Below are 21,781 nucleotides of genomic sequence, written 5' to 3' on the forward strand. Positions count from 1 at the left end.
TCCCGGGGGCTTCCGCCCCCGCGGCACCGCCGCGCCGCCGCCACCGGGCACGCCCGACGGGGAAGCCCTTTGCCCTGCGGCCCGACTGCCTAGTACCGTGGGGGGCGATTGGTGACACCGCACCCGACTGTGTCATCATCTGCACGCACCGATCACGCGCTCGCGTGAGCGGTTGTGCTGGAGGCGTCGCCTAGTCCGGTCTATGGCGCCGCACTGCTAATGCGGTTTGGGCCTTAAAGCCCATCGAGGGTTCAAATCCCTCCGCCTCCGCACCGATCCCGAAGCCCCGGTCCCTTGGACCGGGGCTTCGGCGTTCACGGCGCACACGCCCCCACTGGACGTTTTCGCAGGTCACAAGGGATGTGCGGATCGGATTTCACATGACGGCGGCAGTCATGTAATGTTCTTCCTGTCGCCGCGAGCGGGCCGGAAGGGCCGGGAGCGGAGACGGAAAACAAAATAAACAAGCACTCGTAGCTTAACGGATAGAGCATCTGACTACGGATCAGAAGGTTGCAGGTTCGAATCCTGCCGAGTGCACACAGCTCAAAGGCCCCGCCGGTTCGCCCGGCGGGGCCTTTGACATCAACGACTGACATCAACGCGGCCGAAGCGTCGATCATTCTTCGGCGCACGGCTCCTAGTCGCCGTCTGTTTCCTCGTCCGTCTCGTCCGGTCCGAGGGCATCGTCCATCCGGTCAGCGGCTGCCTTGAGTGTCGTGCTCATCACGTGCGCGTACGTGTCCAGCGTCATCGTGATCGTGCTGTGCCCGAGTGTTTCCATGATCGTGCGAGCATCCACCCCCTGCGCGAGCAGTAGTGATGCACACGTGTGCCGAAGATCGTGCACGCGTACCCGTCGCACGCCGGCGTTCCGGCACAGGATGGTGAGCATCCGGTTCAGGCTGCGAGGGTCCGTGACTCGGCCGGTCGCTGTAGTGAAGATCAGTCCGCCCGGCTGCCCTGGCATGGGCTGCCACTTTTTCCCCGCGATCTTGCGTTCCCGCTCCTGTTGGACTTGGTGCTGCACAAGTGCCTGAACGCACCGCTTCGGGAGGGACACCGTACGAATGGAGCGCATGGTCTTGGGGCTGCCGAAGATCAGCTCACGCCGAATGCGCTGCACATTCCGGCGCACCCGGAGCTGCCCGTTGGCAAGGTCGACGTCCCCCCAGGTGAGCGCGAGCGCTTCTCCCCGCCGCAGGCCCGTCGACACGAGCAGCAACCACAGGGCGTAGAGGCGATGGGAGCGCGCGGTCTTGAGCATGAGGCGAGCCTCTGCGTTATCCAGCGGACGTACCTCCTTGCGGGTGATGGAGGGGGTTTCCACAATCCGCGCGACGTTCCGCGCGACCAGTTCCTCTCGGATCGCCTGTTGAAGCGAGGACCGGAGGACGGCATGGATGTACTGGACGGTCCGGGCAGACGGGCGACGCTCACAGCAGCGCCCCACGGCGCAGCACGAACGCTTGTCCTCCGAGCGCTCCGCATCTGCCCCTCGCAGGCAGCACAGGCATGCGTTCTTGAACTCCGCTAGGAACCGGCGCACGTCCGCCGGTGACAACCTGTTCAGCCGCTTCTTGCCGAGAGCCGGCCGGATGTACAGACGGGTCAGACCCTCGTAGCTGTTCAACGTGGACGGCTTGAGCCGCTGCGGCGCGATGGTAGCGAGCCAGTAGGTGAGGTAGTCACCGAACGCCATGGTCGACTCTGCGGCGGGGATGCCGTGACGGGTCTTCTCCTGCAACTCAGTCAGCTTGTCGGCGACTTCCGTACGAGTCTTGCCGTAGACGAACTTTCGAGTGCGGGTCCCGTCGGGGCGGTAGACGTACGCCGCCGCCTGGTAACGGCCGTCCGCACGTTTGGTGATCGTTCCTTCGCCGTTGGCGCGACGCTTAGCCATTACGCGGTTTCCTCCATACGGTCGTACATGTACTGGCGAACTGCGTCGACCGGGACGCGGCGGGCGCGGCCGGACGTATAGCTGCGGAGCTGTCTCGTGCGAATGAGGTCATAGACCTTGCTGCGGCTCAGCCGCAGAGCGGTCATCACTTCGGGGACGGTGAGGGCTTCGGGTGCTGGGGGCATGGCGGTGCGCACGACGAACCTCCTGGGATGCGGGGGCGCCCTTGGCCCCTCTTGGAAGTCCGCTACTTCCGCTACCTCCGCTACCTCGCAGGTCAGGGGCCCTGTCGGAGGTAGCGGATGGGGTAGCGGTAGCGGATAGAGCTGGTCTGGTAGCGGATGGGTAGCGGCAAGCACCACGGCTTGCCGCTACCGCGTTGTTGCTGGTCAGGCCAGGTTTTCGGTGCCCGGTAGCGGAGGTAGCGGACTTTCAGGGGGTGGGGGGCAGTAGCGGTCCCACGCGTCCCAGAGATCGGCGGCGTAATAGCCCTTGAGGACCCCACCGCCGGTCTTAATGTTGCGCGAGCCGATGGGGTCGCCGTCGGTGGCGGCGTACTCGCTGAGCATCTTGGACAGACGCCGCGAGTCGAGCGGGCGGCCGCCCATGTCGGCCCACGGGGCGTCATCCAGGGCGTTGAGCCGGTCGAGGATGGCGACGGTAGGCAGGCGGTCGATGCCGCACAGAACGTGGTCGCGTAGGTCGGTCAGGAGCCGAACGCCGATGCTGCCCTTGTCGTTGGCGCGGGCGGCGTTGACGAACGTGAGGCAGGCTTGCCGGGCGCGCTCGGGCCAGTGCCCGCCAGCGGCGTCGGCAACGGCGACCAGCGGCTCCCAGACGTCGGCAGGGCGGTCGGTCACCCCGTCGGGCAGCTCCGGGAAGACGTCGGTGACCTGCTCTGTGACGGTCTCGGCCCACTTGGCGAGCCGGTCGCGGAGTTGGTGGCCCTGGCGGACGTGGATGCGCGTGCGGAAGGGTTCGACTTTCTCGTTGCGGGCCCGCCGGCGCATCCGGACGATGACGGACCGGCTCATGATCGTGTCCGGGAGGTGCCCGAGTCCTGCGACAGCCACCGCGCAGAACGAGGGGTACTCCTGTACTTGCTGGTTGGCGCCGTCACCGACGCACCGGTACACGGGGCGTCCGCGGGCGTGTCCGGCGTTGAGGAACCCTCGGAGCTGTTCGTTCTCCCCCGCCTTGGGCCCGAAGACTGTGTCGATCTCATCGAACAAGATCGTGGGTCGTCCGCCGTTGATCCCGGAGACGGAGCGGAAGAGGGCGGCGGCGGAGGCGTCCACGGCAGCCATGGAGTTGGGCACGAGCGTTTCGACGATCTCCAGGGCCCTGGTCTTGCCCGATCCCGGCTCGGGGGATAGGAACGCCAGGCGAGGGGTGGAGTCGAAGCAGTCGAGCAGGTGGGCGTGTGCGTCCCACAGCGCGACGGCGACGAACGCGGCATCGGTGGGGAAGACGTTGAAGCGGCGGTGGAAGGCTTCCACCTCGTCCAGCAATGCGGCGCCGTCGATGGCGGTGGTCATGCGGCGGCCCTCCCTTCGGCGGGGGCGACGGGCGTTCCGGTGCAGGTGGAGCGGTGGTAGTCGTAGTCGCCGACCAGCGCGGTCACGGCGCGGGGGCCGGTGGCGGTGCCGGTCTGCCCGCACGCGCAGGCGTAGGCGGCGGTGGGGGTGTCGCCGGGCCGTGTGGACCAGCGGGCGCCGTCCCAGTGGTGGCGGTAGACGGGCGGGGCGTAGATGCGGAGTCCGGGCCGATCCGGGGTGGGGGCTTCCGTGGTGTGGCGTGCCTGGGCGCTCTGGAAGCGGTCAGAGCGAAAGGCAGTGACGACGCCCTTGCGGGCGGCGCCTGTCGGCTCGCCCTCGGCCGCCGTATCCACAGGCTGTGGAGCGGCATGCGGCCCGGCGGTGTGGGGTGTTGGGCAATCCAGGCGGGGGGAGCGGGGGCCGGTCATGCTGCCGTCCGCGGTGTGGCGTGGGCGATGACCCAGTCCATGGCGCTGCGGATCGTGGTGCGGCACTCGGCCGGCGGCAGTCCGGTCGCCTCCCCCGCCCCCTGGATTGCCTGCTCCGCCACATGCCGGGGCAGGTCGCCCCATGCCACGAACCGGGCCACCTTGCAGGCGCTCTTGTGCAGGGTGTTGTTGCGGCCGTCCGGGCCGCCCTGGGTGGCGGCCATGATGACCGCGCATTCGCGTTCCAGGGCCACCTGTGCGGCGCGGGAGCCGTCCCGGACCGGCGCGAGAGGGACGGTGGCGGGCTTGGGCTGCTCAGTGAGCAGCGCGGTCAGCCACGCGGGCAGCGGGGCCACGGGCGCGTCGTCGGCCACCTCGTAGGCCCCATCGGGGGTGGTGCTGCTGGGGGCGACGACGTAGCCGCCCCACGCGCGGGTGTCGATGTGGTGCCCGAGACGGTTCGCGCTGCACTTCAGCCGCACCCCGGACGGGGCGGTGAAGTACAGGTGTTCCCCGCCGCGTGCGGTCCGCACCCGGTAGGTGGCGGGGACGGTCTGCCCGGTGCGCTCGCAGAGCGCCGCCAACGAAGTGGCGCCGTCAGGCGCTCCTTTCGGCTCTTCGGGCTTGCACACGTCCAGGTCGACCACCAGCAGTCCGGCCGGGCCGGTGGCGATCCCTACATTAAAGGGACGCATCGCCCACGTGGCGTGGATGAGCGCGGCATCGGTGGTGGCGCGCTGCTCGGGCGTGCGGTGCCCGCTCGCGCAACGTCCGGTGCCGGGGCAGGCCCGTTCCGGGTGACCGGCGGGCCGCTTGGAGCGCGGGTGCAGGGGGATGACGGGCCAGGCGCGTTCGGCTGCCGTCAACGCTGAAGCGAGTAAGGGCAGACACGAGAGATCTACGGTCGCGATCCCGGGCGGGTGGGGCATGCTGGAAGCCTCCAGTTCGTTGCGAGCGTGCTGGACGGTCAGGGCGGCCCCGGACTTTGCCGAGACGGGGGCCGCCCTTGGCGTAGCTAGCTGTGGAAGTGGTTGCGCTTGATCACGGCCTTGCGGATGTGGACGTTGGTCCCGCCCTTGTGGCCGCTCGTGCTGAAGACCTGCACGGCGATCCAGCCGCCGAAGACGACGGCGGCGAGGGTGATGAGCTGGGTGACGAGCGCGGTCAGGGCGGTGATGAACGCGCTGAGTAGCAGCAGCCCACCGCACACCGCGAGGAATCCGACGCCCCCGAGTGCGACGTTCACCGCCGCTCGGGACACGGGCGGCTTCGGCGCGACTGGTTCGGGCTGCATGGGGTTGATGGCGTAGCCGGTGACGACGCGGCCGTCGGGTAGGACGATGCTCGCCACGGTCGGCACCGCGTGCGGCTGTACCGGGATGACCTGCGCCGGCACGGCGACGGCGGGCGGGAGCGGGGTGGGCTGGTGGACTTCCACGGTCCGCTGTGCGGGCACGTGCGGGGCGTGTTCGGGGTACATGTGGAATCCCTTCCGGTGCATCGGTGGGGAGGCAGGGGCACCCCCTGTCGGGGGCGCTATGGAGGGGGTTTTCGGGGTGCTGACCTGCGGGCTTCCCCGCCTCCCCGAAGGGGTGTTTTCGCTGATCAGTGCGGGGGAGGCGGGTCGGGGAGGGGGTTGGGGAGTTCTCCCCGCCTCCCCGACCCGGAGCGGGGCGCTTCCCCGTCATTCGCTGGTGGAAGCGGAACCCTCGTCGTCGCGGTGGGCGAGGGCGCGCACGACGTGGTCGCGGTGGACGGACATGCGGCCGTGGGACTTCTTCGGCTCCTCGCCGTGTGCTTCGAGCACCCGCTTTAGATCGGCGAACGTCCACCGGCTGTAGGCGTCCGCGTTCAGCGCCGCCAGCGCGCGGAGCACATCCTGAGTGAGCAGGCGGGGCTTGTCGCCCATCGCGGCGAGGATGTCGGCGAGCGGGTCACGCTCTTCACTCTCGGATGCGATGGCGTGCAGGGTGGTGACCTCACCGCGCAGGGCCTTGGCCCGCGCGGCGATGGCTTCGGCTGCGTCGTCGTCGATGAAGTGCGTGCGGACGGTGATGGATGACTGGCCCTTGGGGATGTCGATGCCGTCGGAGGCGACCACGAGGGTGCCCTTGTCCAGGCCCGGGCGGAGCAGGTGGGGTGCGGCGCCGCCGTTGACGGCCTTGTCGCCGAGCGCCATGCGGGACTGGGACTCGGTGCCCAGGGCGAGGGATGCGCGGGTGTGGGCGCCCTCGCGGACCAGCTTGGGAAGGTTCTGGTCGGTGGGGTCCTGGGTGCCCTGCCACAGCAGCACGTTGACGGCCCGTCCCTGGTTGTGGATCTTCCGGCAGGCCATGAAGTAGCGCGAGGTTTGGCTACTGCCGCCGTAGGGGCGCTTCTCCTCGTCCTTGACCGGGCACATGAACGCCACCTGTGCCTCGTCCACCAGCAGGATCAGCGGCGGGAACTCGGTGCCGGCCGGGGCCTGCAGACGCCGGTTCATCTCCGCCACGCCGCCCTCGACCATCTCGGTCGCCTGGATGACGTGGTCGTCGGTCGGGCCCTGGATGAGCACTGTGGCCAAGCCCTTGAACATGGCCCAGTCACCGACGCCCTTGAGGTCGGCGATGTGGAATTCCACGGTGCGGTCCAGCGCGAGCCACAGGGCGTAGGCGCGTAGGGCGGCGGTCTTGCCTTGGTTGGACATGCCGGTGATCAGCACCATCCGCTGGAAGGGGCTCAGCATTGCCGCGTCGCCGCGCAGGTCCTGGCCCCACGGGGCGCGGCCCTTGGCGTAGTCGGCGGTCATCGTCTCGTCGGTGACCAGCGGGGACGGGCCGATCGGCTCGTCCAGCGCACCCGAGTCGGCGATCCACAGGCGCACGGTGCGGGCGGCCGGCGGGATGGTGATGAACAGCTCGTGTTCATGCCGGGACAGGTTCTCGGCGAGCTTGCGCCGCTTGCTCTGCACCTCGACGGTCGACACCCCCGACGGCAGGGTCACATCGACTTCCACCCCGCATCCGGCGATCACGATCGGGGACAACATCGACGCACCTCCGTCGCCCATGTCCGTGATCGCCTTGCGCAACGCCGGGATACCGAGGTCGCGCAGCGCTTTGACCACGATCGACGGGGTAATCGGCTCCCCCTCGCCCGTGCGGACGTTGGGCGGCAGGGCCCACTGGGGTGCGGCTTTCTGGTGGGCGCCGACCGACCACAGCGCGAGCAGGGCGAGGAACGGCCCGAGCGTGATTGCTGGGCCCCACACCACCTGCACGATGGTGATCATCAGATTGATGAACTCGACCACCGCCATCAGCGGCGTGACCACATCGGAGGCGTCCTTCGTGGCTACGGCCATGGCGATCCCGAGAAGGACCAGGCCGCCAATGCCCATGCCGACGCTGATGCCGGCCCCTTTGGCCACGTCCAGCGGGGAGTGGAGCAGGTCCATGCGGCGGCGGTGGCGCGCCTCGCGGAAGCGCTGCCCGCGCTCCTCCCACTCGGCCGCCGCGTCGAAGTTCCCCGCGGCTTCGGCGGTGCGCATGTAGCGCTCGTAGCGGGCGGCCGTGCGGCCGTCCCACGCCCGACGGCCCACGATCCGCGCGCCACCGGCGACGTACAGGCTGTGCCGGGCCACGGCGCGGGCGGCCGTGCGGGTGTTCTCGTGCGTGACGGCCGTCTTGATGGCGCGTCCGGAGCGCACCCACAGCGGGACGGACGGTGCGGTGGGCGGGTCGGGGACCACGGTCAACGTGGTCACGGTCGCAGTGGCGGCGGGCGGGTCGGTGTTCTTGTGCAGGTGAACGACGTTGTCACCCATGATGGGAGAACTCCTGACTGCCCCTCGCGGGGCGGAACGCTGGAGGGAGTGCCGGGGTGGCCGGGTCCGTGGCAGGGACGGCCACCCCGAGCAGATGAGGCGTGCAGACGGGGCGTCACGCGGCGGGCGTGGTCACCACCACCGCGAGGGCTTCTTGGGGACGATGTGCGGGTGGCCGTTGCGCATGTGGTCGACGCACTCGGGGCAGTCCTCGCGAGGCTTCAACCGGCGGTGGATGCTCTTGTCGTGGGCGTGCTGCCAGCACTGCGGGCACTGGCCCGGAGGCGTCTCGGGAGCGCTCACGGTCACCACCAGCCGGAGGACTTCTTCGCGGCCTTGGCCTTGGCGGCGTCGTTCACGATGCGGACCCGCTCGGCCTGCAGCGCGGCGATCTCCGCCACCAGGCGGGTCTCTGCCGACTGCCATGCGGTGTCGATCTTCCGCTCAGCGCGGTCAGGGCTGTTGCCCCGCGTAACGCGGTACGAGCCGGTCGCGAGGCCACCGAGGACGGCGCGGCGCTCGCGTCCGTCCAGCGGCCACATCTCGCGGTTGCGGACCGCGTCCAGCTTCCGAGTCGTTTGCTGGATCGCCTTGTCCAGGCGGCGGGTGTCGGGCTTGCCCATCTCAGGCACTCCTCGGGGTGTCGTCGGTGGACGGGGCGGGGGTGAGCTGGCCGGGCAGGAGGGTGATGGCCTGGGAGAGGTCGGCGGGGACGGTGCAGCCGCGCTCGCGCAGCCACGCGGCGATCAGTCGGTAGACCTGCTCTCGCGGGGCGCACAGCGGGACGGAGACCTGACCGGATGCCCAGGCGGGGCCGTGGCCGGGGACGGTGACCCACCCGAACCAGTGGTGCGTGATCTCGCAGTGAGCGGCGTTGGTGCTGTTCACAGGTGAACTCCTGACGGTGAGCAGGGATTCAGGCAGCGGCGTGCTCGGGGTAGGCGCAGGGCGCGCACTCGCCGAGTGAGGCGGGGATGACGTAGCCCGCATCGCGCCGGCACGTCGGGCAGATGCGGCGGGCGGTGTTGGCCTTGGTCAAAGCGGCCCACCGGGCCGGGGTCATGGGCCGTACAGGCTTGGCGAGGTCGACCCGGTACAGGTAGGCCACCAGCGGCCCGCGCCTACGACGCGGGCGTTCGAGCTGCGCGGCCACCGGCTGACCACCGGGGCGCAGACCGCGCGCCCGGAGTTGGCGGCGGGTGGCGTAGCCGTCCGGGGCCAGGCGCCACCGGAACACCGGCAGCGCCCCCATCACGCGGCCCGCTCAGCGAGCAGTGCATCGCGCAGCTTGCGTGCATTCACGGGTGAGGTGCGCAGGGCCCGGCGGATGCCCTCACCGGTGATCTGCGCGACCGGCCAGTCGGCGGTGAGTGTGCGGGCCTCGCTCATGAGTTGGTCCGCCGTGCGGCGGGTTCGGGGTGCCTTAGCGGCGTCCGGGACCCGGTATGTCGTACGACGCGGGCGGGTCGACTCGGCCGCCATCGACGGCCGTGCGATCGACCGCGTCGGGGCCTGCCCGACCGGCGTCGGGAGGACGGAAACGGGCTTGAGGACGGGGATCGACTTTCCCGCGTCGGCCGGGACCGGATCGGGCACCCGCACCACCGGTACGGCCACCGGGGCCGGGGCCGATTCCGGCAGGTCAGCCGTAGACCGAATCATCTCGGTCTTGGTGGATTCCTCCGCATTCGCGATCGGCGTCGGATCCAGGGCGGGGCGGTGGTCGAGCACCTTGGCGACCAGGTCGGAGCCGAAGTAGATCGACCCGACCGGAAGCGACGTGGCGAGTAGGACGAGCGCCCAGTTCGCCGGGTCCCAGTCAGCGAGCCGCCCCCACTCGACTCCACGGCCGTGCAGCGCCGGGACCAGGCCGTGCACGTAATTCAGGACCAGCGAGGCGCCGGTGTAGGTGCCCAGCACCTTGAGCGCGAACGAGCGGTCGCGGTCGACCAGGACGAGGGTGGCGACCAGGGCGAGCGCCATGAGTCCGTCGACCACGAACGGGTACAGCGTCGCCGCTGTCCCGTCCGCGCCGACCGCGCCGGCGATGTCCCGCAGCGCGTTCCACGAGACGCGGAACGCCATACCGACCACCGCGACTAGCGCGAGGACCAGCGCGATGCGTCCCTTGCGGTTCACGCCGCGCCGCCCGGCACGATCACCGTAACCGCGCGGTTGGCCAGTGCGGCCCGTTCCGCGAGCACCCGGGCCAGGGCCCGGCGGATGCGGCGGGCGTCCAGCTCGGACGGGGTGCGGTCCAGCGTGGTGATTTGCGCGTCGAGCAGGTCGACTTCCGCCAGGATCAGCGGCATCTCGTGCTCGATCGCGTCCAGCTCCGCGGCCGACGGCTCGCCGTCGAAAGGCGTCTGCGTAACGAGGCTCTGAAGTGCAGCGATGGACTTCATTGGGTGTGTTCCTTCCCGAGAGGAACGGCCCGAACGAGGTCCCGGAGTTGCACCTCCGGGACCTCTTGCCGTTTGGAACCATCCGGCTCCCCTCAGCGCTGCACGTGCGAGACGTGCAGCGGAGGCAACCGGCCGCAGCGATGAGCTGCGGAAAGGTCGATAAATGCGCGGACCTTCCCCGCGCTGCCCGCCTTCTTGTCCTGAGGACAGGCGGTAGATCCTCGGTCCACTGTTCAGTTCTCAAGCGATCGGCACTCCCTTCGTACTCACCCCCGCCTGAGCTGGGGCTTTCCTCTGGTGCACCTGTACGGCAGAACCGTACGTGACACCCCGTACGACTTGTCTGGAGGAGTGCCTGGGCAAGAGATTGCATGAGATGTGCTTGGAGAGTCAAGCCCCCTGGTCTAACTTGTACGGAGGAGTCGGAGTAGAGGGGTTGCCTTGGCAGTACGGCGCGGCATGACGAAGTCGCAGGAGATCGCCTACGACCTGCGCGAACAGATCCAGTCCGGCAGGTTGGCGCCGGGTGAGGCTCTGCCCAGTGAGTCCAAGATGATGAGTCAGTACGGCTACAGCCGCGAGACCATCCGAGCGGGCGTACGCAGCCTCATCGAGGAAGGCTTGGTCGTCACTGGTCAAGGGCAGGGCAAGTACGTCCGAGAGGACTACCCGCCTGTTGTCTGGAACTGGACGACCCTAGAGAGCCGGAGCCGCCATGCCAACGCGGTGGAAGGTCGGACAGCCGGCGACCAATGGGCAAGTGCAATTGCGGAGAACGGCAACGCTCCCCGCCAGGAAATCTCGGTGTCCATCGTCGTACCCCCACCGCACGTCCGAGAGCGTCTGCGGCTTGCCGCTGACGGATTGGCTGTAGCGCGCAAGCGAGTCCGCTACATAGACAACCGGCCATATGCGCTTGCCGACTCGTACTTCCCTCAGGAACTCGTGGTCGGCACACCGCTAATGGAGCCGCGAGACGTCTCGGCACCCGGCGGCATCCTCGCGTCCGTGGGTCTCGTGCAGCACAAGTACGTAGACGAAATCTCAGTCCGCATGCCAAGTCATCAAGAGGCAGAACTACTTGGGCTTCCTGCGGCTACCCCTGTAGCAGAGCACACTCGAACGGGCTACGACGCGGAGGGTCGTCCCCTCCGATGCATGGTCACCATCCTCCCAGGAGACAGGCACAAGATCCTCTATGAAGTCAGCACGGACTGAGTACCTCCGTCCTGCAGCGGCGGCGGATGTACCCGCACTCTTGGCCCTGCGGACGGAGGCCGAAGGATGGCTACGCGCCAAGGGGACAGACCAGTGGAGCGATCCTGAGACTGGGGAGCGCGCGATCTCAAAGTGGCGCGCGAGCATAGACGAGGGACGAGCGTGGGTCGTCATTGGCGAACGTGATCAGGTGCTCGCCACTGTCAGCCGTGGGCCCGTTGATCGTGACTTCTGGACGGACGCCGACCGTCCCGAAGCGGCGCTCTACCTCTACAAGCTGATCGTTGCGCGTGAGGCGTCCGGTCGGCACCTTGGGACCCGTCTTGTCGACTGGATGTCTCGCCTAGCCGCCCTGGAGGGGCGGACCTGGGTACGCATCGACACATGGCGGACGAACACTGGGCTGCATGCCTACTACGAGCGGTTGGGCTTCCAGCATGTGCGTACGGAGACGCCGTCCCACCGGCGTTCCGGGTGGCTCGCTCAACGGCCGGCGGGCGTGCTGACTCTGCCGGGCGATCTCTTGCCTGTTGGTCCCCACGAGCAGGGGCACGGAGACGTACCCCGCCAGCGGGCACAGGCAGACACTGACAAAGGCATGACCAGTGGAAACGGGACTGCGGTCTGACATCAACTCCTGACATCAACACCTGCGTACGTCGGCATACATCTAGGGACCAACGCCGAGCGTAGGGCGCGGATGACGAGGCTTCGTAACTGGTCGGTGGTCCGCGAATTCAGGGTTGACGCGCCTACGGATCAGAAGGTTGCAGGTTCGAATCCTGCCGAGTGCACAACAGACCAGAGGCCCTGCGGATCACTCCGCAGGGCCTCTAGCTTTTGAGCCTTTTCAGCCCCGAGGGCCGAACGCTGTCGGGCGAGACGGAAACCGAGTCGCCCCGGTGGTCAGCCGACGCTCACGATCTCGTTCACGATCCACGCGCCGAGTTCCTCGGTCATGGTGGTGTGGCCCTCGTTGCGGCCGGCGCACACGAAGGCGTCGAGTTCGCTCTGCTCCGGTGTGATCGGCCGGTACAGCGCCTTCGGGTCGCTGATGTCCCCCGCGGCGACGGCGCTGATGCTGGGGATGAAGCAGGACGTGCCGATGACGTCCGGGTCCACGGTGTTGCCGAGAAGTCCCATCAGCAGGGCGGCCAGGCCGAAGCTTCCGGTGTCGCCCGCGGGGGACGGCACGGTGAACAGGCCTCCGGGAGCACCGTCGATCTCGGGCAGCCCGCTGGTGCGTACCGATGTCGGCTCGTCGTCCGCCTTCTGCAGGCGCGCGACGACCTGGTCGCCCTGTGCCTGGATCTTGAGCCATGTGTCGATGAGCGTCTCACCGTTGCACTTCACCGCGGTCGCGCCGGCCGGAACGCCGTTGCCGGTGCCGGTGTCCACACCGTTGGCGACACCGATCTTCCGGACGCCCCGGGGCCATCCCCCGACCTCGTCGAGCGCCTTGAGGAAGGCGGCCCGCTCCGGTGCCTGCGCCGGGGTGTCGCCCGCCTTCTCGATGTGCCACCGGGCCATCTGCCGTGCGGCGGGGCTGTTGAGCATTCCGGAGAACTGGCGCAGGGCGGGCCCCACCACGGGAGCCTCCCCCCACTTGTCCGTCGCGAAGTGCGTGAAGGCCTGGAGGGCGACGGGGAACCACGCGCCCTGGTGGGGGGTGTCGTAGGAGACGTAGGTGGACGTCTCGTGGTCGGGGAGCGCGGGGTCCCGCTCCATCCTGGCCAGGGCGTAACGGGTGATCAGCCCGCCCATGCTGAAGCCGCCCACGGTCAGCTTCGCCCGGCCGGCCCGCTCGGCGATGGCCCGGCGGATGCAGTCGATCGCGGTGTCGGCGTTGGACGTGATCGACGCCGTGCGGTCGTTGTAGCCGAGGATGACCACGTCGCGACCGGTCGCGTGGAGCTCGGAGACGAAGCGGTAGTCGCCGTTCTCCTCCAGGCCGTGCCAGAGCTGGTCGAGGTTGCTGGACCCGTTCGAGAAGCCGTCGGAGAGGATGACGGGCCTGATGAGCTGCCGGCGGTTCAGCGGGCTGTAGTAGACCCACGCCGTTCCGCCGTCGAGGACCCACTCGTCGTGTGGTTCCGGCGCGGGGGGAAACGAGGAGCGGGCGTTCGGGGAGACCGGGCCCCAGACGTCAACGACAGGTGCGGACATGATCAGTCGACTCCTTGCGCAGTTCACGGGTTCGCCGAATTGACCGGCCACTCTCACTTTGTGTAGCCGAGTGGTGACCGTGTGACAGCATAGTCACACGGCACATGCCATTTGGCTACACTCAGTAGTCGTGTGGTGTCGCCGTCCGGTGCGATCCGGCTGCCTGGTGAGGGTCGGAGACGGGGGAGCGGCTCAGCACTCCTCCTCGGCATCGTTCCGGTTCAGCTTCTCCAGATACTCGTGGGCCAGGGCCGTGGCCCGGGTGAACCAGTCCGTGATGATCGCCAGCTCGTCCGCGGAGTAGTCGGCGAACAGCACCGTCAGACGTTCGTAGTGGCCCGCGTACACCGCCTCGACGCGGGCGACGGCGGCCGGTACGGCGGCCACGCGCACCCGGCGGCGGTCCGCGGGGTCGGGGCGGCGCGTGACGTAACCGGCGCGTTCCAGGCGATTGAGGATGCCCGTCACCGCGCCCGTGGTGACGTGGGCGCGGGCCGCGAGATCACCGGCGGTGAGCAGGTTCTCCCCGGCCTCCAGGACGAAGGCGAAGCACGTGAGGTCCGTGACGTTCAGCCCCAGTCGCCGGGCCAGCTCCTGCTGGCCGATCAGGTGGGCGGCGATGAGGTGGTCCATCGCCGACAGCGCCTGGGCCGGGGTGGCGGGCGGTCGGGGCGTGCCGTGCATCTTTCGGAATCCCTTACTTCGTGAGATATTCGGAGAGCCAAACTTCTTAGTGCGTGAGGGAATCTCTTCCCTGGAGGCGGCTCCATGAGTCTGTACGACGAGGGTCACACGATCGCCGGCTGGACCGGTGTCGGTATCGCCACGATCGGAAGCGGTGTGGCGGGCTGGGGGGTCTGCGCGGCCTCGCTGCCGCTGATCGGTGCGGGGCTGGCGGTGGTGGCGGTGAGCGCCCTGGTGACGTGGTTCCTCCACCTCACCGGCTGGGGCAAGCCGCCGGGCGTACGTCCGCGCGGCGAGTGGGGCATGCGGACCCGCGACACGCAGGCCCGCGCGGGCCACCCGGGCTGCGTGGGCTGCCGCCTGGCGGGCCGCGGGCGCCGCCCACTGGCCGTGACGCCCGCCGCCCCCGCGCCGATCCGCGCCGAAACGCTCCCTCTGTCACCTGTCGAGTGAACCCACCTTCCGCGCGGGGCAGTTGGCGATCGCCTGCCGCGGCTTCGGGCCCTCGGCCACCCTGGCCCCGCCGATCGCCCCCGTCCCGATGTCGGACCCCGGTTCTACCCTGACGGGTGATGGCGCGGATGTGGAAGTGCTCGGGGCTGCGGTGGGACGTGGCCGGTCCCGTGCTCGTGTGGGACGGCGGGCGGCGCAGTGTGCTGCCCCGGGGGAAGCGGGTCGCCTTCGCGGTGCCGGAGGCGGGCGGGCGGACGTGCACGGGGGCGCGGGGGCATGCCTGTCCGGTGCGGTCGGCCGTGTCGGGGCGGAGCACGGGGGCCCGCTGCGAGGAGTGCGCACGGCTGGACCGGGCGCACTCCGTGGCCGCCGACACCCTGGCCGACGACCCCCGGCCGTACCGCGTCTACCTGGCCTGGTTCGGTCCCGGCATGGTCAAGGTCGGCATCACCGCCGTCGAGCGCGGCCCGGCCCGGCTGCTGGAGCAGGGTGCCGTCTGTTTCAGCTGGCTCGGCTCCGGCCCGCTGATGGCCGCCCGGCGCACCGAGGAGCTGCTGCGGGCCGCGTTGCGGGTGCCCGACCGGATCCCGTACGCCGAGAAGCGGGCGGTGCGGTCGGAGCTGCCGGCGGCGGAGGAGGACCGCGCCGCCGAGGTGCGGGAGCTGCACGCGCGGGCCACCGCACTCGCCGGGTGGCCGGAGTCGCTTCGTCCGGCACCGTGCGAAGTCGTCGATCACGTCCGGGCCTTCGGGCTGGACGGCGTTCCGCCGGCGCTCGGTGAGGTCGTGGAACTCGTGCCGGGCGGGGCGTTGAGCGGTGAGCTGGTCGCCGCCGCCGGTCCCGATCTGCATCTCGCCGTCGGCGCGCGGGGTGTCGTCGTCCTCGACACCCGTCTGATGGCCGGCTGGGAGCTGACGCCCACGGCCGAGGCCGTCGACGGACTCACCCTGCCCGTAAGGGAGTTCAGGAGGAAGCGGGAGCAGGAGGGGCTCTTCTGACGGGCTTCCCGGCGGTTCCCTGTCAGACGCCTGTGGGTTTCTCAGGAAAATCACAGACTGGGGAAAGTCTCCTCTCAGAGGGTCCCGACAAGGTGTGCACCATGACCACGACCTCGCCCCAGGGGCGCACCGAACTGCTGAGGCCGGACGGGAGCCCCGTCCGCGTGCTTGTGGTGGACGATGAGCTGTCGATCACCGAACTGCTGAGCATGGCTCTTCGTTACGAGGGCTGGCAGATCAGGAGCGCGGGAGACGGGCAGGGGGCCGTCCGGACGGCCCGCGAGTTCCGGCCCGACGCCGTCGTGCTCGACATGATGCTGCCGGACATGGACGGGCTCGCCGTCCTCGGCCGGCTGCGCCGCGAACTGCCGGACGTGCCGGTGCTGTTCCTGACCGCCAAGGACGCGGTGGAGGACCGTATCGCGGGGCTCACCGCCGGCGGCGACGACTACGTCACCAAGCCGTTCAGCCTGGAGGAGGTCGTCGCCCGGCTGCGCGGACTCATCCGCAGGTCCGGCGCCGCCGACCGGCGCTCGGAGTCCGTCCTCGTCGTCGGGGACCTCACCCTCGACGAGGACAGCCACGAGGTCTCGCGGGCCGGCGAGTCCATCCACCTCACCGCCACCGAGTTCGAACTGCTCCGCTTCCTCATGCGCAACCCGCGGCGCGTGCTCAGCAAGGCGCAGATCCTGGACCGGGTCTGGAGCTACGACTTCGGCGGACAGGCCAACGTGGTCGAGCTGTACATCTCGTACCTGCGCCGGAAGATCGACGCCGGCCGGGAGCCGATGATCCACACCCGGCGTGGGGCCGGCTATCTGATCAAGTCCGCCGTGTCATGAGCGGACGACGACGGACGCGTCCGCGGAAGCGCCGAGCCGGACAGCCGCGCACCCTGCGGACGCGGCTCGTCGTCGCCTCCGTGGTGCTGATCGCGGTGGTGTGCGCGGTGATCGGCACGGTGACCACGCTGGCGCTGCGCAGCCATCTGTACGAGCAGCTCAACGGGCAGCTGAACGAGGTGGCCTCGCGCGCCTCGGGCTCCTTCGGCCCCCCGGGGCAGCGGCCGCGAGGCGGTGCCGTACCGGGCGGGCAGTCGTTCGAGAAGCACCCCACCAAGCTCACCGAGTTCGTCACCGTGGGCCCGCAGCCCCAGGGCACCATCGCGGCCAAGGTCGAGAACGGCGTCATCACCGACGCCAGGCGCGGTGTGAAGTCCACCAGCGACCTCCAGATGAACGCCAAGACGCTGACCGACGCCCAGCTCGCCGCCCTCCGGTCGGTCCCGCGGGTGGACGGGCAGCAGGACACCGTCGACATTCCCGGGGAGGGCCGGTACCGGGTCGAGTACCGCACCGGCGACAACGGCTCCTACTACGTCGCCATACCGACGTCCGGCGTCGACAACACCATCGACACCCTCGTCCTCGTCGAGGTCAGTGTCACCGCCGCGGGTCTCGTCGCCGCCGGTATCGCCGGGTACGTGCTGGTCGGCGTCGCCACCCGCCCCCTGCGCAGGGTCGCCCACACCGCCACCCGGGTCTCCGAACTCCGCCTGCACACCGGCGAGGTGAACCTCAGCGAGCGCGTCCCCGAGTCGGAGTGCGACCCGCACTCCGAGGTCGGCCAGGTCGGTGCCGCGCTCAACCGCATGCTGGACCACGTCCACGGCGCCCTGCACGCCCGCCAGCAGAGCGAGACCCGGGTACGGCAGTTCGTGGCCGACGCCAGCCACGAGCTCAGGACCCCGCTCGCCTCCATCCGCGGCTACGCCGAACTCACCCGGCGCGGGCGCGAGCGCGTCGGCCCCGACACCCGGCACGCCCTCGGCCGGATCGAGTCCGAGGCCGGCCGGATGACCCTGCTCGTCGAGGATCTGCTGCTGCTCGCCCGGCTCGACGCCGGCCGGCCGCTCCAGTTCGAGCAGACCGACCTGATCCCGCTGGTCGTCGACACCGTCAGCGACTCCCGCGCGGCCGGCATGGACCACAACTGGCGCCTCGACCTGCCCGACGAGCCGGCCCCCGTCTCGGCGGACGCGGCCCGGATCCAGCAGGTGCTGGTCAATCTGCTGGGCAACGCCCGCAAGCACACCCCGCCCGGCACCACCGTGATCGCACGCGTCCAGCGGCGCGGGGCGTGGATGTGCGTCGACGTCGAGGACAACGGACCGGGTATCCCGGCCGGGCTGCTGCCGCACGTCTTCGAGCGGTTCGCGCGGGGCGACTCCGCGCGCTCCCGGGCCACCGGGTCCACCGGGCTCGGGCTCGCGATCGTGCAGGCCGTCGCAGCCGCGCACGGCGGTGCCGTGACCGTGGACAGCGTCCCGGGGCGCACGGTCTTCACCGTGCACCTGCCCGCGCTCGCCCCCACCGGTTCCCGGCCGGTTCCCGTGGCGATGCCGACGGGGAACCCGGCCGCGCACTCACAGGCACAGCACAGTCTCACCACATGGGCGCAACAGGGCACTTGAGGAAAGTCGGTCCCATGCGAACCGACTCTTCTCCCGGCACCCTGCCGGCGCGGGAGCACCTCCCGGCCACAGACGCCGGAACGCCTGTCCTGGACGTAGTGATCCCCGTCCACAACGAGGAGAAGGACCTCCGGCCGTGCGTCCGCAGACTGCACGAGCACCTCACGCGGACCTTCCCGTACGCCTTCCGCATCACCGTCGCGGACAACGCGTCCACGGACGGCACCCCGCTGGTGGCGGCACGGCTGGAGGCGGAGATCCCGGAGGTCGCCGGCGTCCGGCTGGAGCAGAAGGGCCGCGGCCGCGCCCTGAGGACCGTGTGGTCCGCCTCCGAGGCGCCGATCCTCGCCTACATGGACGTCGACCTGTCCACCGACCTCAACGCCCTGCTGCCGCTGGTGGCACCGCTGATCTCCGGCCACTCGGACCTCGCCATCGGCTCCCGGCTCGCCCGTAGCTCCCGGGTCGTGCGCGGCCCCAAGCGGGAATTCATCAGCCGGGCCTACAACCTGATCCTGCGCGGCTCCCTCCAGGCCCGCTTCTCCGACGCGCAGTGCGGCTTCAAGGCGATCCGGCGGGACGTGGCGCAGGCGCTGCTGCCGCTGGTGGAGGACACCGGCTGGTTCTTCGACACCGAGATGCTCGTGCTCGCCGAGCGGGCCGGGCTGCGCATCCACGAGGTGCCGGTCGACTGGGTCGACGACCCCGATTCCACCGTGCACATCGTGCGGACCGCCACCGACGACCTCAAGGGCGTCTGGCGGGTCGGCAAGGCGCTGGCCACCGGTTCGCTGTCGCTGGACCGGCTCACCCGGCCCTTCGGCGACGACCCCAGGGACCGCGAACTGCCCGACGTGCCCAGGGGACTGGCCCGCCAGCTCGTCGGGTTCTGCGTGGTCGGCGCTCTGTCGACGCTGTTCTACCTGGCGCTCTACAGCGTCTTCCGGCAGTTCTCCGGCTCCCAGGTCGCCAACGCGCTCGCCCTGCTGGTCTCGGCGGTGGCCAACACCGCCGCGAACCGACGGCTCACCTTCGGGGTGCGCGGCCGCGGCGGGGCCGTCCGGCACCAGGCGCAGGGCCTGGTCGTCTTCGGTATCGGGCTCGCCCTGACCAGCGGCTCCCTGGCCGCTCTCGGCGCGGCCACCGACAGCCCGGCGCACTCCACCGAACTGGCGGTGCTCATCGCGGCCAACCTCGCGGCGACCGTGCTGCGCTTCCTGCTCTTCCGCGCCTGGGTGTTCCCGGACCGGAACGAGACCGGCGGCGCCTCGCCGACGACCGCCGCCTCGCCGGTGGTCGCCGCCCACGTCCCTTCCGCACCGGGCCCCGTGCCGGCCGCGCCGCTCCCGCACCGACCGGTGCCCCACCTGTCGTACGACCCCTACCCGACCACCCAGGTCCGCGCCGGTGAGGCCGCGGACGGCAACTGGAGGGACGCCACGATGCGGCTGCAGCCGGTGCGCCCTCACGACACAGAGCCGGGGGACCCCCGATGACCACCCACTACGACCAGCCGACCGGCGAGCGGTCCGGCGCCACCGCCTGGGGCCCGCCCTCGGCCGCTCCCCCACGGGCTCCGGAGGCCGGCGCGCCCGGGCGGCCCTTCGCCCGCCGGCTGTGGCGCGGCCGGCCCGAGGACCCGCGCTGGGTGCGCCCCGCATTCCTCGGACTGCTGGCCACCACCCTCCTGCTGTACCTGTACGACCTGAGCGCCTCCGGTTACGCCAACTCCTTCTACTCGGCGGCCGTGCAGGCGGGCAGCAGGTCCTGGAAGGCGTTCTTCTTCGGCTCGCTGGACGCGGGCAACGCCATCACCGTCGACAAGCCCCCGGCCTCGCTGTGGCCGATGGAGCTGTCGGTGCGCGTCTTCGGCCTGCACTCGTGGGCGATCCTCGCGCCCGAGGTGCTGATGGGGGTGGCGACCGTCGCCGTGGTGTACGGCGGGGTGCGCCGCCGCTTCGGCCCGGTGCCTGGTCTGATCGCGGGCGCGGTGCTCGCGCTGACGCCGGTGGCGGTGCTGATGTTCCGGTTCAACAACCCGGACGCCATGCTGGCGCTGCTGATGGCCGTGGCCTGTTACCTGGTGGTGCGGGCGGTGGAGGACGGCCGGACGAAGTGGCTGGTGTGGGCGGGTGCCGCGATCGGTTTCGCGTTCCTCGCCAAGACGCTCCAGGCGTTCCTGATCCTGCCGCCGCTCGCGCTCGTGTACGCGGTCTGCGCGCCGGTGCCGCTGAAGAAGCGCTTCGGGCAGCTGGCCGCCGCGACGCTCGCGCTGGTCGTGTCCGGCGGCTGGTGGGTCGCGGTCGTCGAGCTGTGGCCGGCCTCCTCCCGCCCGTACATCGGCGGTTCCCAGAACAACAGCTTCCTGGAGCTGACCTTCGGTTACAACGGACTCGGCCGGCTGAACGGCGAGGAGACCGGCAGCGTCGGCGGCGGTGGCGGCGGCGCGGGCGGCACCGGCATGTGGGGCGAGACCGGCTGGGACCGGATGTTCGGCTCCGAGGTCGGCGGCCAGATCTCCTGGCTCCTGCCTGCCGCGCTGATCCTGCTGGTCGCGGGCCTCGTGGCCACCAGGAAGCTGAAGCGGACGTCGGTCACCCGCGCCTCGTTCCTCGTCTGGGGCGGCTCCCTGCTGATGACCATGGCCGTCTTCAGCTACATGGCGGGCATCTTCCACCAGTACTACACCGTGGCCCTCGCCCCCTACATCGCGGCCGTGACCGGCATGGGTGCCGGGCTGCTGTGGGAGAAGCGGCGGGAGACGTGGGCGTCGATCACCCTCGCCGCCTCCGTGGTCGCGGCGGCGGCCTGGGGATACGTGCTGCTCGACCGCACCTCCGACTACCTGCCCTGGCTGAAGTGGCTGGTGCTGGTCGGCGGTCTGACCGCCGCGCTCGGTCTGGTCTTCGCCGGCCGCGTCCCACGGCGGCTCGCCCTCGGGGCGGCGGCGGTGGGCCTCGGGGCCGCGCTGGCCGGACCGACGGCGTACACGCTCAGCACGCTCCAGCAGGGCCACACCGGCTCGATCGTCACGGCCGGTCCGGCGGGCGCGAGCACGATGGGCGGCCGGGGCGGCGGTCCCGGCGGCGGTGGCGGTATGCGCGGCGGGTTCCCTGGCGGCATGCCGGGCCAGAGCCAGCAGGGCCAGAACCAGCAGGGCCGGCCGGGCAACGGCTTCCCGGGCGGTGGCATGCCGGGTCAGCAGGGTCTGCCCGGCACGCAGAACGGCAACGGATTCCCCGGCGCCGGCCGGACGGGTGAAGGCGGCATGGGCGGCGGCGGTGGCGCCGGGAGCCTGCTGAACGGCGCGAGCGTGTCCGCCGAGGCCAAGAAGCTGCTGGAGAGGAACGCGTCCGACTACACCTGGGTGGCCGCGTCCGTCGGCTCGCAGAACGCGGCGAGCTACCAGCTCACCACCGGGGACCCGGTGATGGCCATCGGCGGTTTCAACGGCACCGACCCGTCCCCGACTCTGGCCCAGTTCAAGAAGTACGTGGCGGACGGGCGGATCCACTACTTCATCGCCGGCGGCGGCATGGGCGGGGGCGGCAACAGTGGCACGTCCTCGCAGATCAGCTCCTGGGTGCAGAGCAACTTCAAGAAGGTGACGGTGGGTTCGGCCACCTTCTACGACCTCACGCGCGCGACGACGTCCGGCTGACCGGAAACTCGGTTGTACACCGTATAGCGGTCGCTATACGGTGTACGGC

General features: G+C 70.2%; 23 protein-coding genes and 2 tRNA genes. 10 read left to right on the forward strand and 15 right to left on the reverse strand.

The window, feature by feature from the left end:
* Window positions 1-179: 179 nt before the first annotated feature.
* Both BLW57_RS20555 and BLW57_RS20560 read left to right on the forward strand, forming a co-directional pair.
* Window positions 180-270 (forward strand) — tRNA-Ser (locus BLW57_RS20555).
* Window positions 271-467: 197 nt separating this feature from the next.
* Window positions 468-540: transfer RNA gene (locus tag BLW57_RS20560), tRNA-Arg, on the forward strand.
* Window positions 541-640: 100 nt separating this feature from the next.
* Here the strand turns inward: BLW57_RS20560 and BLW57_RS20565 are convergent.
* From BLW57_RS20565 to BLW57_RS20625, 13 genes are all read right to left on the reverse strand, one after another.
* The gene (locus BLW57_RS20565; protein WP_093476400.1) at window positions 641-1,903 is read right to left on the reverse strand and encodes a tyrosine-type recombinase/integrase; all 1,263 of its coding nucleotides are present in this window, start codon (window positions 1,901-1,903) and stop codon (window positions 641-643) included.
* Window positions 1,903-2,100, reverse strand: a complete 198-nt coding sequence (locus BLW57_RS20570) for a helix-turn-helix domain-containing protein (protein ID WP_093476402.1) — start codon at window positions 2,098-2,100, stop codon at window positions 1,903-1,905. The genes BLW57_RS20565 and BLW57_RS20570 overlap by 1 nt, the downstream gene beginning before the upstream one ends.
* Window positions 2,101-2,292: 192 nt before the next feature.
* Window positions 2,293-3,441 (reverse strand): DUF3631 domain-containing protein, encoded by a 1,149-nt coding sequence (locus BLW57_RS20575; RefSeq protein WP_093476403.1) that lies wholly within the window; start codon window positions 3,439-3,441, stop codon window positions 2,293-2,295.
* Window positions 3,438-3,794: a hypothetical protein gene (locus BLW57_RS20580; protein ID WP_093476405.1), complete on the reverse strand. Its 357-nt coding sequence runs from the start codon at window positions 3,792-3,794 to the stop codon at window positions 3,438-3,440. Before BLW57_RS20580 ends, BLW57_RS20575 begins: the two co-directional genes overlap by 4 nt.
* A 71-nt stretch (window positions 3,795-3,865) precedes the next feature.
* Window positions 3,866-4,798 (reverse strand): bifunctional DNA primase/polymerase, encoded by a 933-nt coding sequence (locus BLW57_RS20585; protein WP_093476406.1) that lies wholly within the window; start codon window positions 4,796-4,798, stop codon window positions 3,866-3,868.
* Window positions 4,799-4,884: 86 nt separating this feature from the next.
* Window positions 4,885-5,349, reverse strand: a complete 465-nt coding sequence (locus BLW57_RS20590) for a hypothetical protein (RefSeq protein ID WP_093476408.1) — start codon at window positions 5,347-5,349, stop codon at window positions 4,885-4,887.
* A 204-nt stretch (window positions 5,350-5,553) separates the two neighbouring features.
* Complete coding sequence (locus BLW57_RS20595) at window positions 5,554-7,674, reverse strand: P-loop NTPase family protein (RefSeq protein WP_093476409.1); 2,121 nt, start codon at window positions 7,672-7,674, stop codon at window positions 5,554-5,556.
* Between the two features lie 132 nt (window positions 7,675-7,806).
* Window positions 7,807-7,983 (reverse strand): pRL2-8, encoded by a 177-nt coding sequence (locus tag BLW57_RS20600; protein ID WP_093480794.1) that lies wholly within the window; start codon window positions 7,981-7,983, stop codon window positions 7,807-7,809.
* A complete protein-coding gene (locus tag BLW57_RS20605) occupies window positions 7,980-8,297 on the reverse strand; it encodes a hypothetical protein (RefSeq protein WP_093476411.1) in 318 nt (105 codons plus the stop codon). The genes BLW57_RS20600 and BLW57_RS20605 overlap by 4 nt, the downstream gene beginning before the upstream one ends.
* A 1-nt stretch (window position 8,298) precedes the next feature.
* Window positions 8,299-8,562 carry a hypothetical protein gene (locus BLW57_RS20610; RefSeq protein WP_093476413.1) on the reverse strand — a complete coding sequence of 88 codons (264 nt, stop codon included), beginning with the start codon at window positions 8,560-8,562 and terminating at the stop codon, window positions 8,299-8,301.
* 28 nt (window positions 8,563-8,590) lie between these two features.
* Window positions 8,591-8,926 carry an RRQRL motif-containing zinc-binding protein gene (locus BLW57_RS20615; RefSeq protein WP_093476414.1) on the reverse strand — a complete coding sequence of 112 codons (336 nt, stop codon included), beginning with the start codon at window positions 8,924-8,926 and terminating at the stop codon, window positions 8,591-8,593.
* Complete coding sequence (locus BLW57_RS20620; protein WP_093476416.1) at window positions 8,926-9,813, reverse strand: DUF2637 domain-containing protein; 888 nt, start codon at window positions 9,811-9,813, stop codon at window positions 8,926-8,928. The genes BLW57_RS20615 and BLW57_RS20620 overlap by 1 nt, the downstream gene beginning before the upstream one ends.
* Window positions 9,810-10,079 (reverse strand): DUF6284 family protein, encoded by a 270-nt coding sequence (locus tag BLW57_RS20625; protein WP_093476418.1) that lies wholly within the window; start codon window positions 10,077-10,079, stop codon window positions 9,810-9,812. Before BLW57_RS20625 ends, BLW57_RS20620 begins: the two co-directional genes overlap by 4 nt.
* A gap of 459 nt (window positions 10,080-10,538) precedes the next feature.
* Here BLW57_RS20625 and BLW57_RS20630 point away from each other — a divergent pair, with 459 nt between their 5' ends.
* A complete protein-coding gene (locus BLW57_RS20630; RefSeq protein WP_093476419.1) occupies window positions 10,539-11,297 on the forward strand; it encodes a GntR family transcriptional regulator in 759 nt (252 codons plus the stop codon).
* Window positions 11,278-11,925, forward strand: a complete 648-nt coding sequence (locus tag BLW57_RS20635) for a GNAT family N-acetyltransferase (protein ID WP_093476421.1) — start codon at window positions 11,278-11,280, stop codon at window positions 11,923-11,925. The genes BLW57_RS20630 and BLW57_RS20635 overlap by 20 nt, the downstream gene beginning before the upstream one ends.
* Before the next feature lie 278 nt (window positions 11,926-12,203).
* On the opposite strand, the gene BLW57_RS20640 is transcribed toward BLW57_RS20635, so the two are convergent.
* Window positions 12,204-13,463, reverse strand: coding sequence for an esterase/lipase family protein (locus BLW57_RS20640; protein ID WP_093476422.1), 1,260 nt, complete (start codon window positions 13,461-13,463; stop codon window positions 12,204-12,206).
* A gap of 192 nt (window positions 13,464-13,655) precedes the next feature.
* Window positions 13,656-14,147 carry a MarR family transcriptional regulator gene (locus tag BLW57_RS20645; RefSeq protein ID WP_093476424.1) on the reverse strand — a complete coding sequence of 164 codons (492 nt, stop codon included), beginning with the start codon at window positions 14,145-14,147 and terminating at the stop codon, window positions 13,656-13,658.
* A gap of 84 nt (window positions 14,148-14,231) precedes the next feature.
* Here BLW57_RS20645 and BLW57_RS20650 point away from each other — a divergent pair, with 84 nt between their 5' ends.
* The 6 genes from BLW57_RS20650 (at window position 14,232) to BLW57_RS20675 (ending at window position 21,732) form a co-directional block, all read left to right on the forward strand.
* A complete protein-coding gene (locus BLW57_RS20650) occupies window positions 14,232-14,600 on the forward strand; it encodes an HGxxPAAW family protein (RefSeq protein WP_093476425.1) in 369 nt (122 codons plus the stop codon).
* Window positions 14,601-14,719: 119 nt separating this feature from the next.
* Complete coding sequence (locus BLW57_RS20655) at window positions 14,720-15,598, forward strand: DUF2797 domain-containing protein (RefSeq protein WP_093476427.1); 879 nt, start codon at window positions 14,720-14,722, stop codon at window positions 15,596-15,598.
* A gap of 101 nt (window positions 15,599-15,699) precedes the next feature.
* Window positions 15,700-16,440 carry a response regulator transcription factor gene (locus tag BLW57_RS20660; RefSeq protein WP_176985666.1) on the forward strand — a complete coding sequence of 247 codons (741 nt, stop codon included), beginning with the start codon at window positions 15,700-15,702 and terminating at the stop codon, window positions 16,438-16,440.
* Complete coding sequence (locus BLW57_RS20665; RefSeq protein WP_093476430.1) at window positions 16,437-18,071, forward strand: sensor histidine kinase; 1,635 nt, start codon at window positions 16,437-16,439, stop codon at window positions 18,069-18,071. The genes BLW57_RS20660 and BLW57_RS20665 overlap by 4 nt, the downstream gene beginning before the upstream one ends.
* Before the next feature lie 14 nt (window positions 18,072-18,085).
* The gene (locus tag BLW57_RS20670) at window positions 18,086-19,567 is read left to right on the forward strand and encodes a bifunctional glycosyltransferase family 2/GtrA family protein (RefSeq protein ID WP_093476431.1); all 1,482 of its coding nucleotides are present in this window, start codon (window positions 18,086-18,088) and stop codon (window positions 19,565-19,567) included.
* On the forward strand, window positions 19,564-21,732 hold the full coding sequence (locus BLW57_RS20675) for an ArnT family glycosyltransferase (RefSeq protein WP_176985667.1): 2,169 nt from the start codon (window positions 19,564-19,566) through the stop codon (window positions 21,730-21,732). Before BLW57_RS20670 ends, BLW57_RS20675 begins: the two co-directional genes overlap by 4 nt.
* Window positions 21,733-21,781: the final 49 nt, after the last annotated feature.

Source organism: Streptomyces sp. 1222.5, assembly GCF_900105245.1.
GTDB lineage: Bacteria > Actinomycetota > Actinomycetes > Streptomycetales > Streptomycetaceae > Streptomyces > Streptomyces albidocamelliae.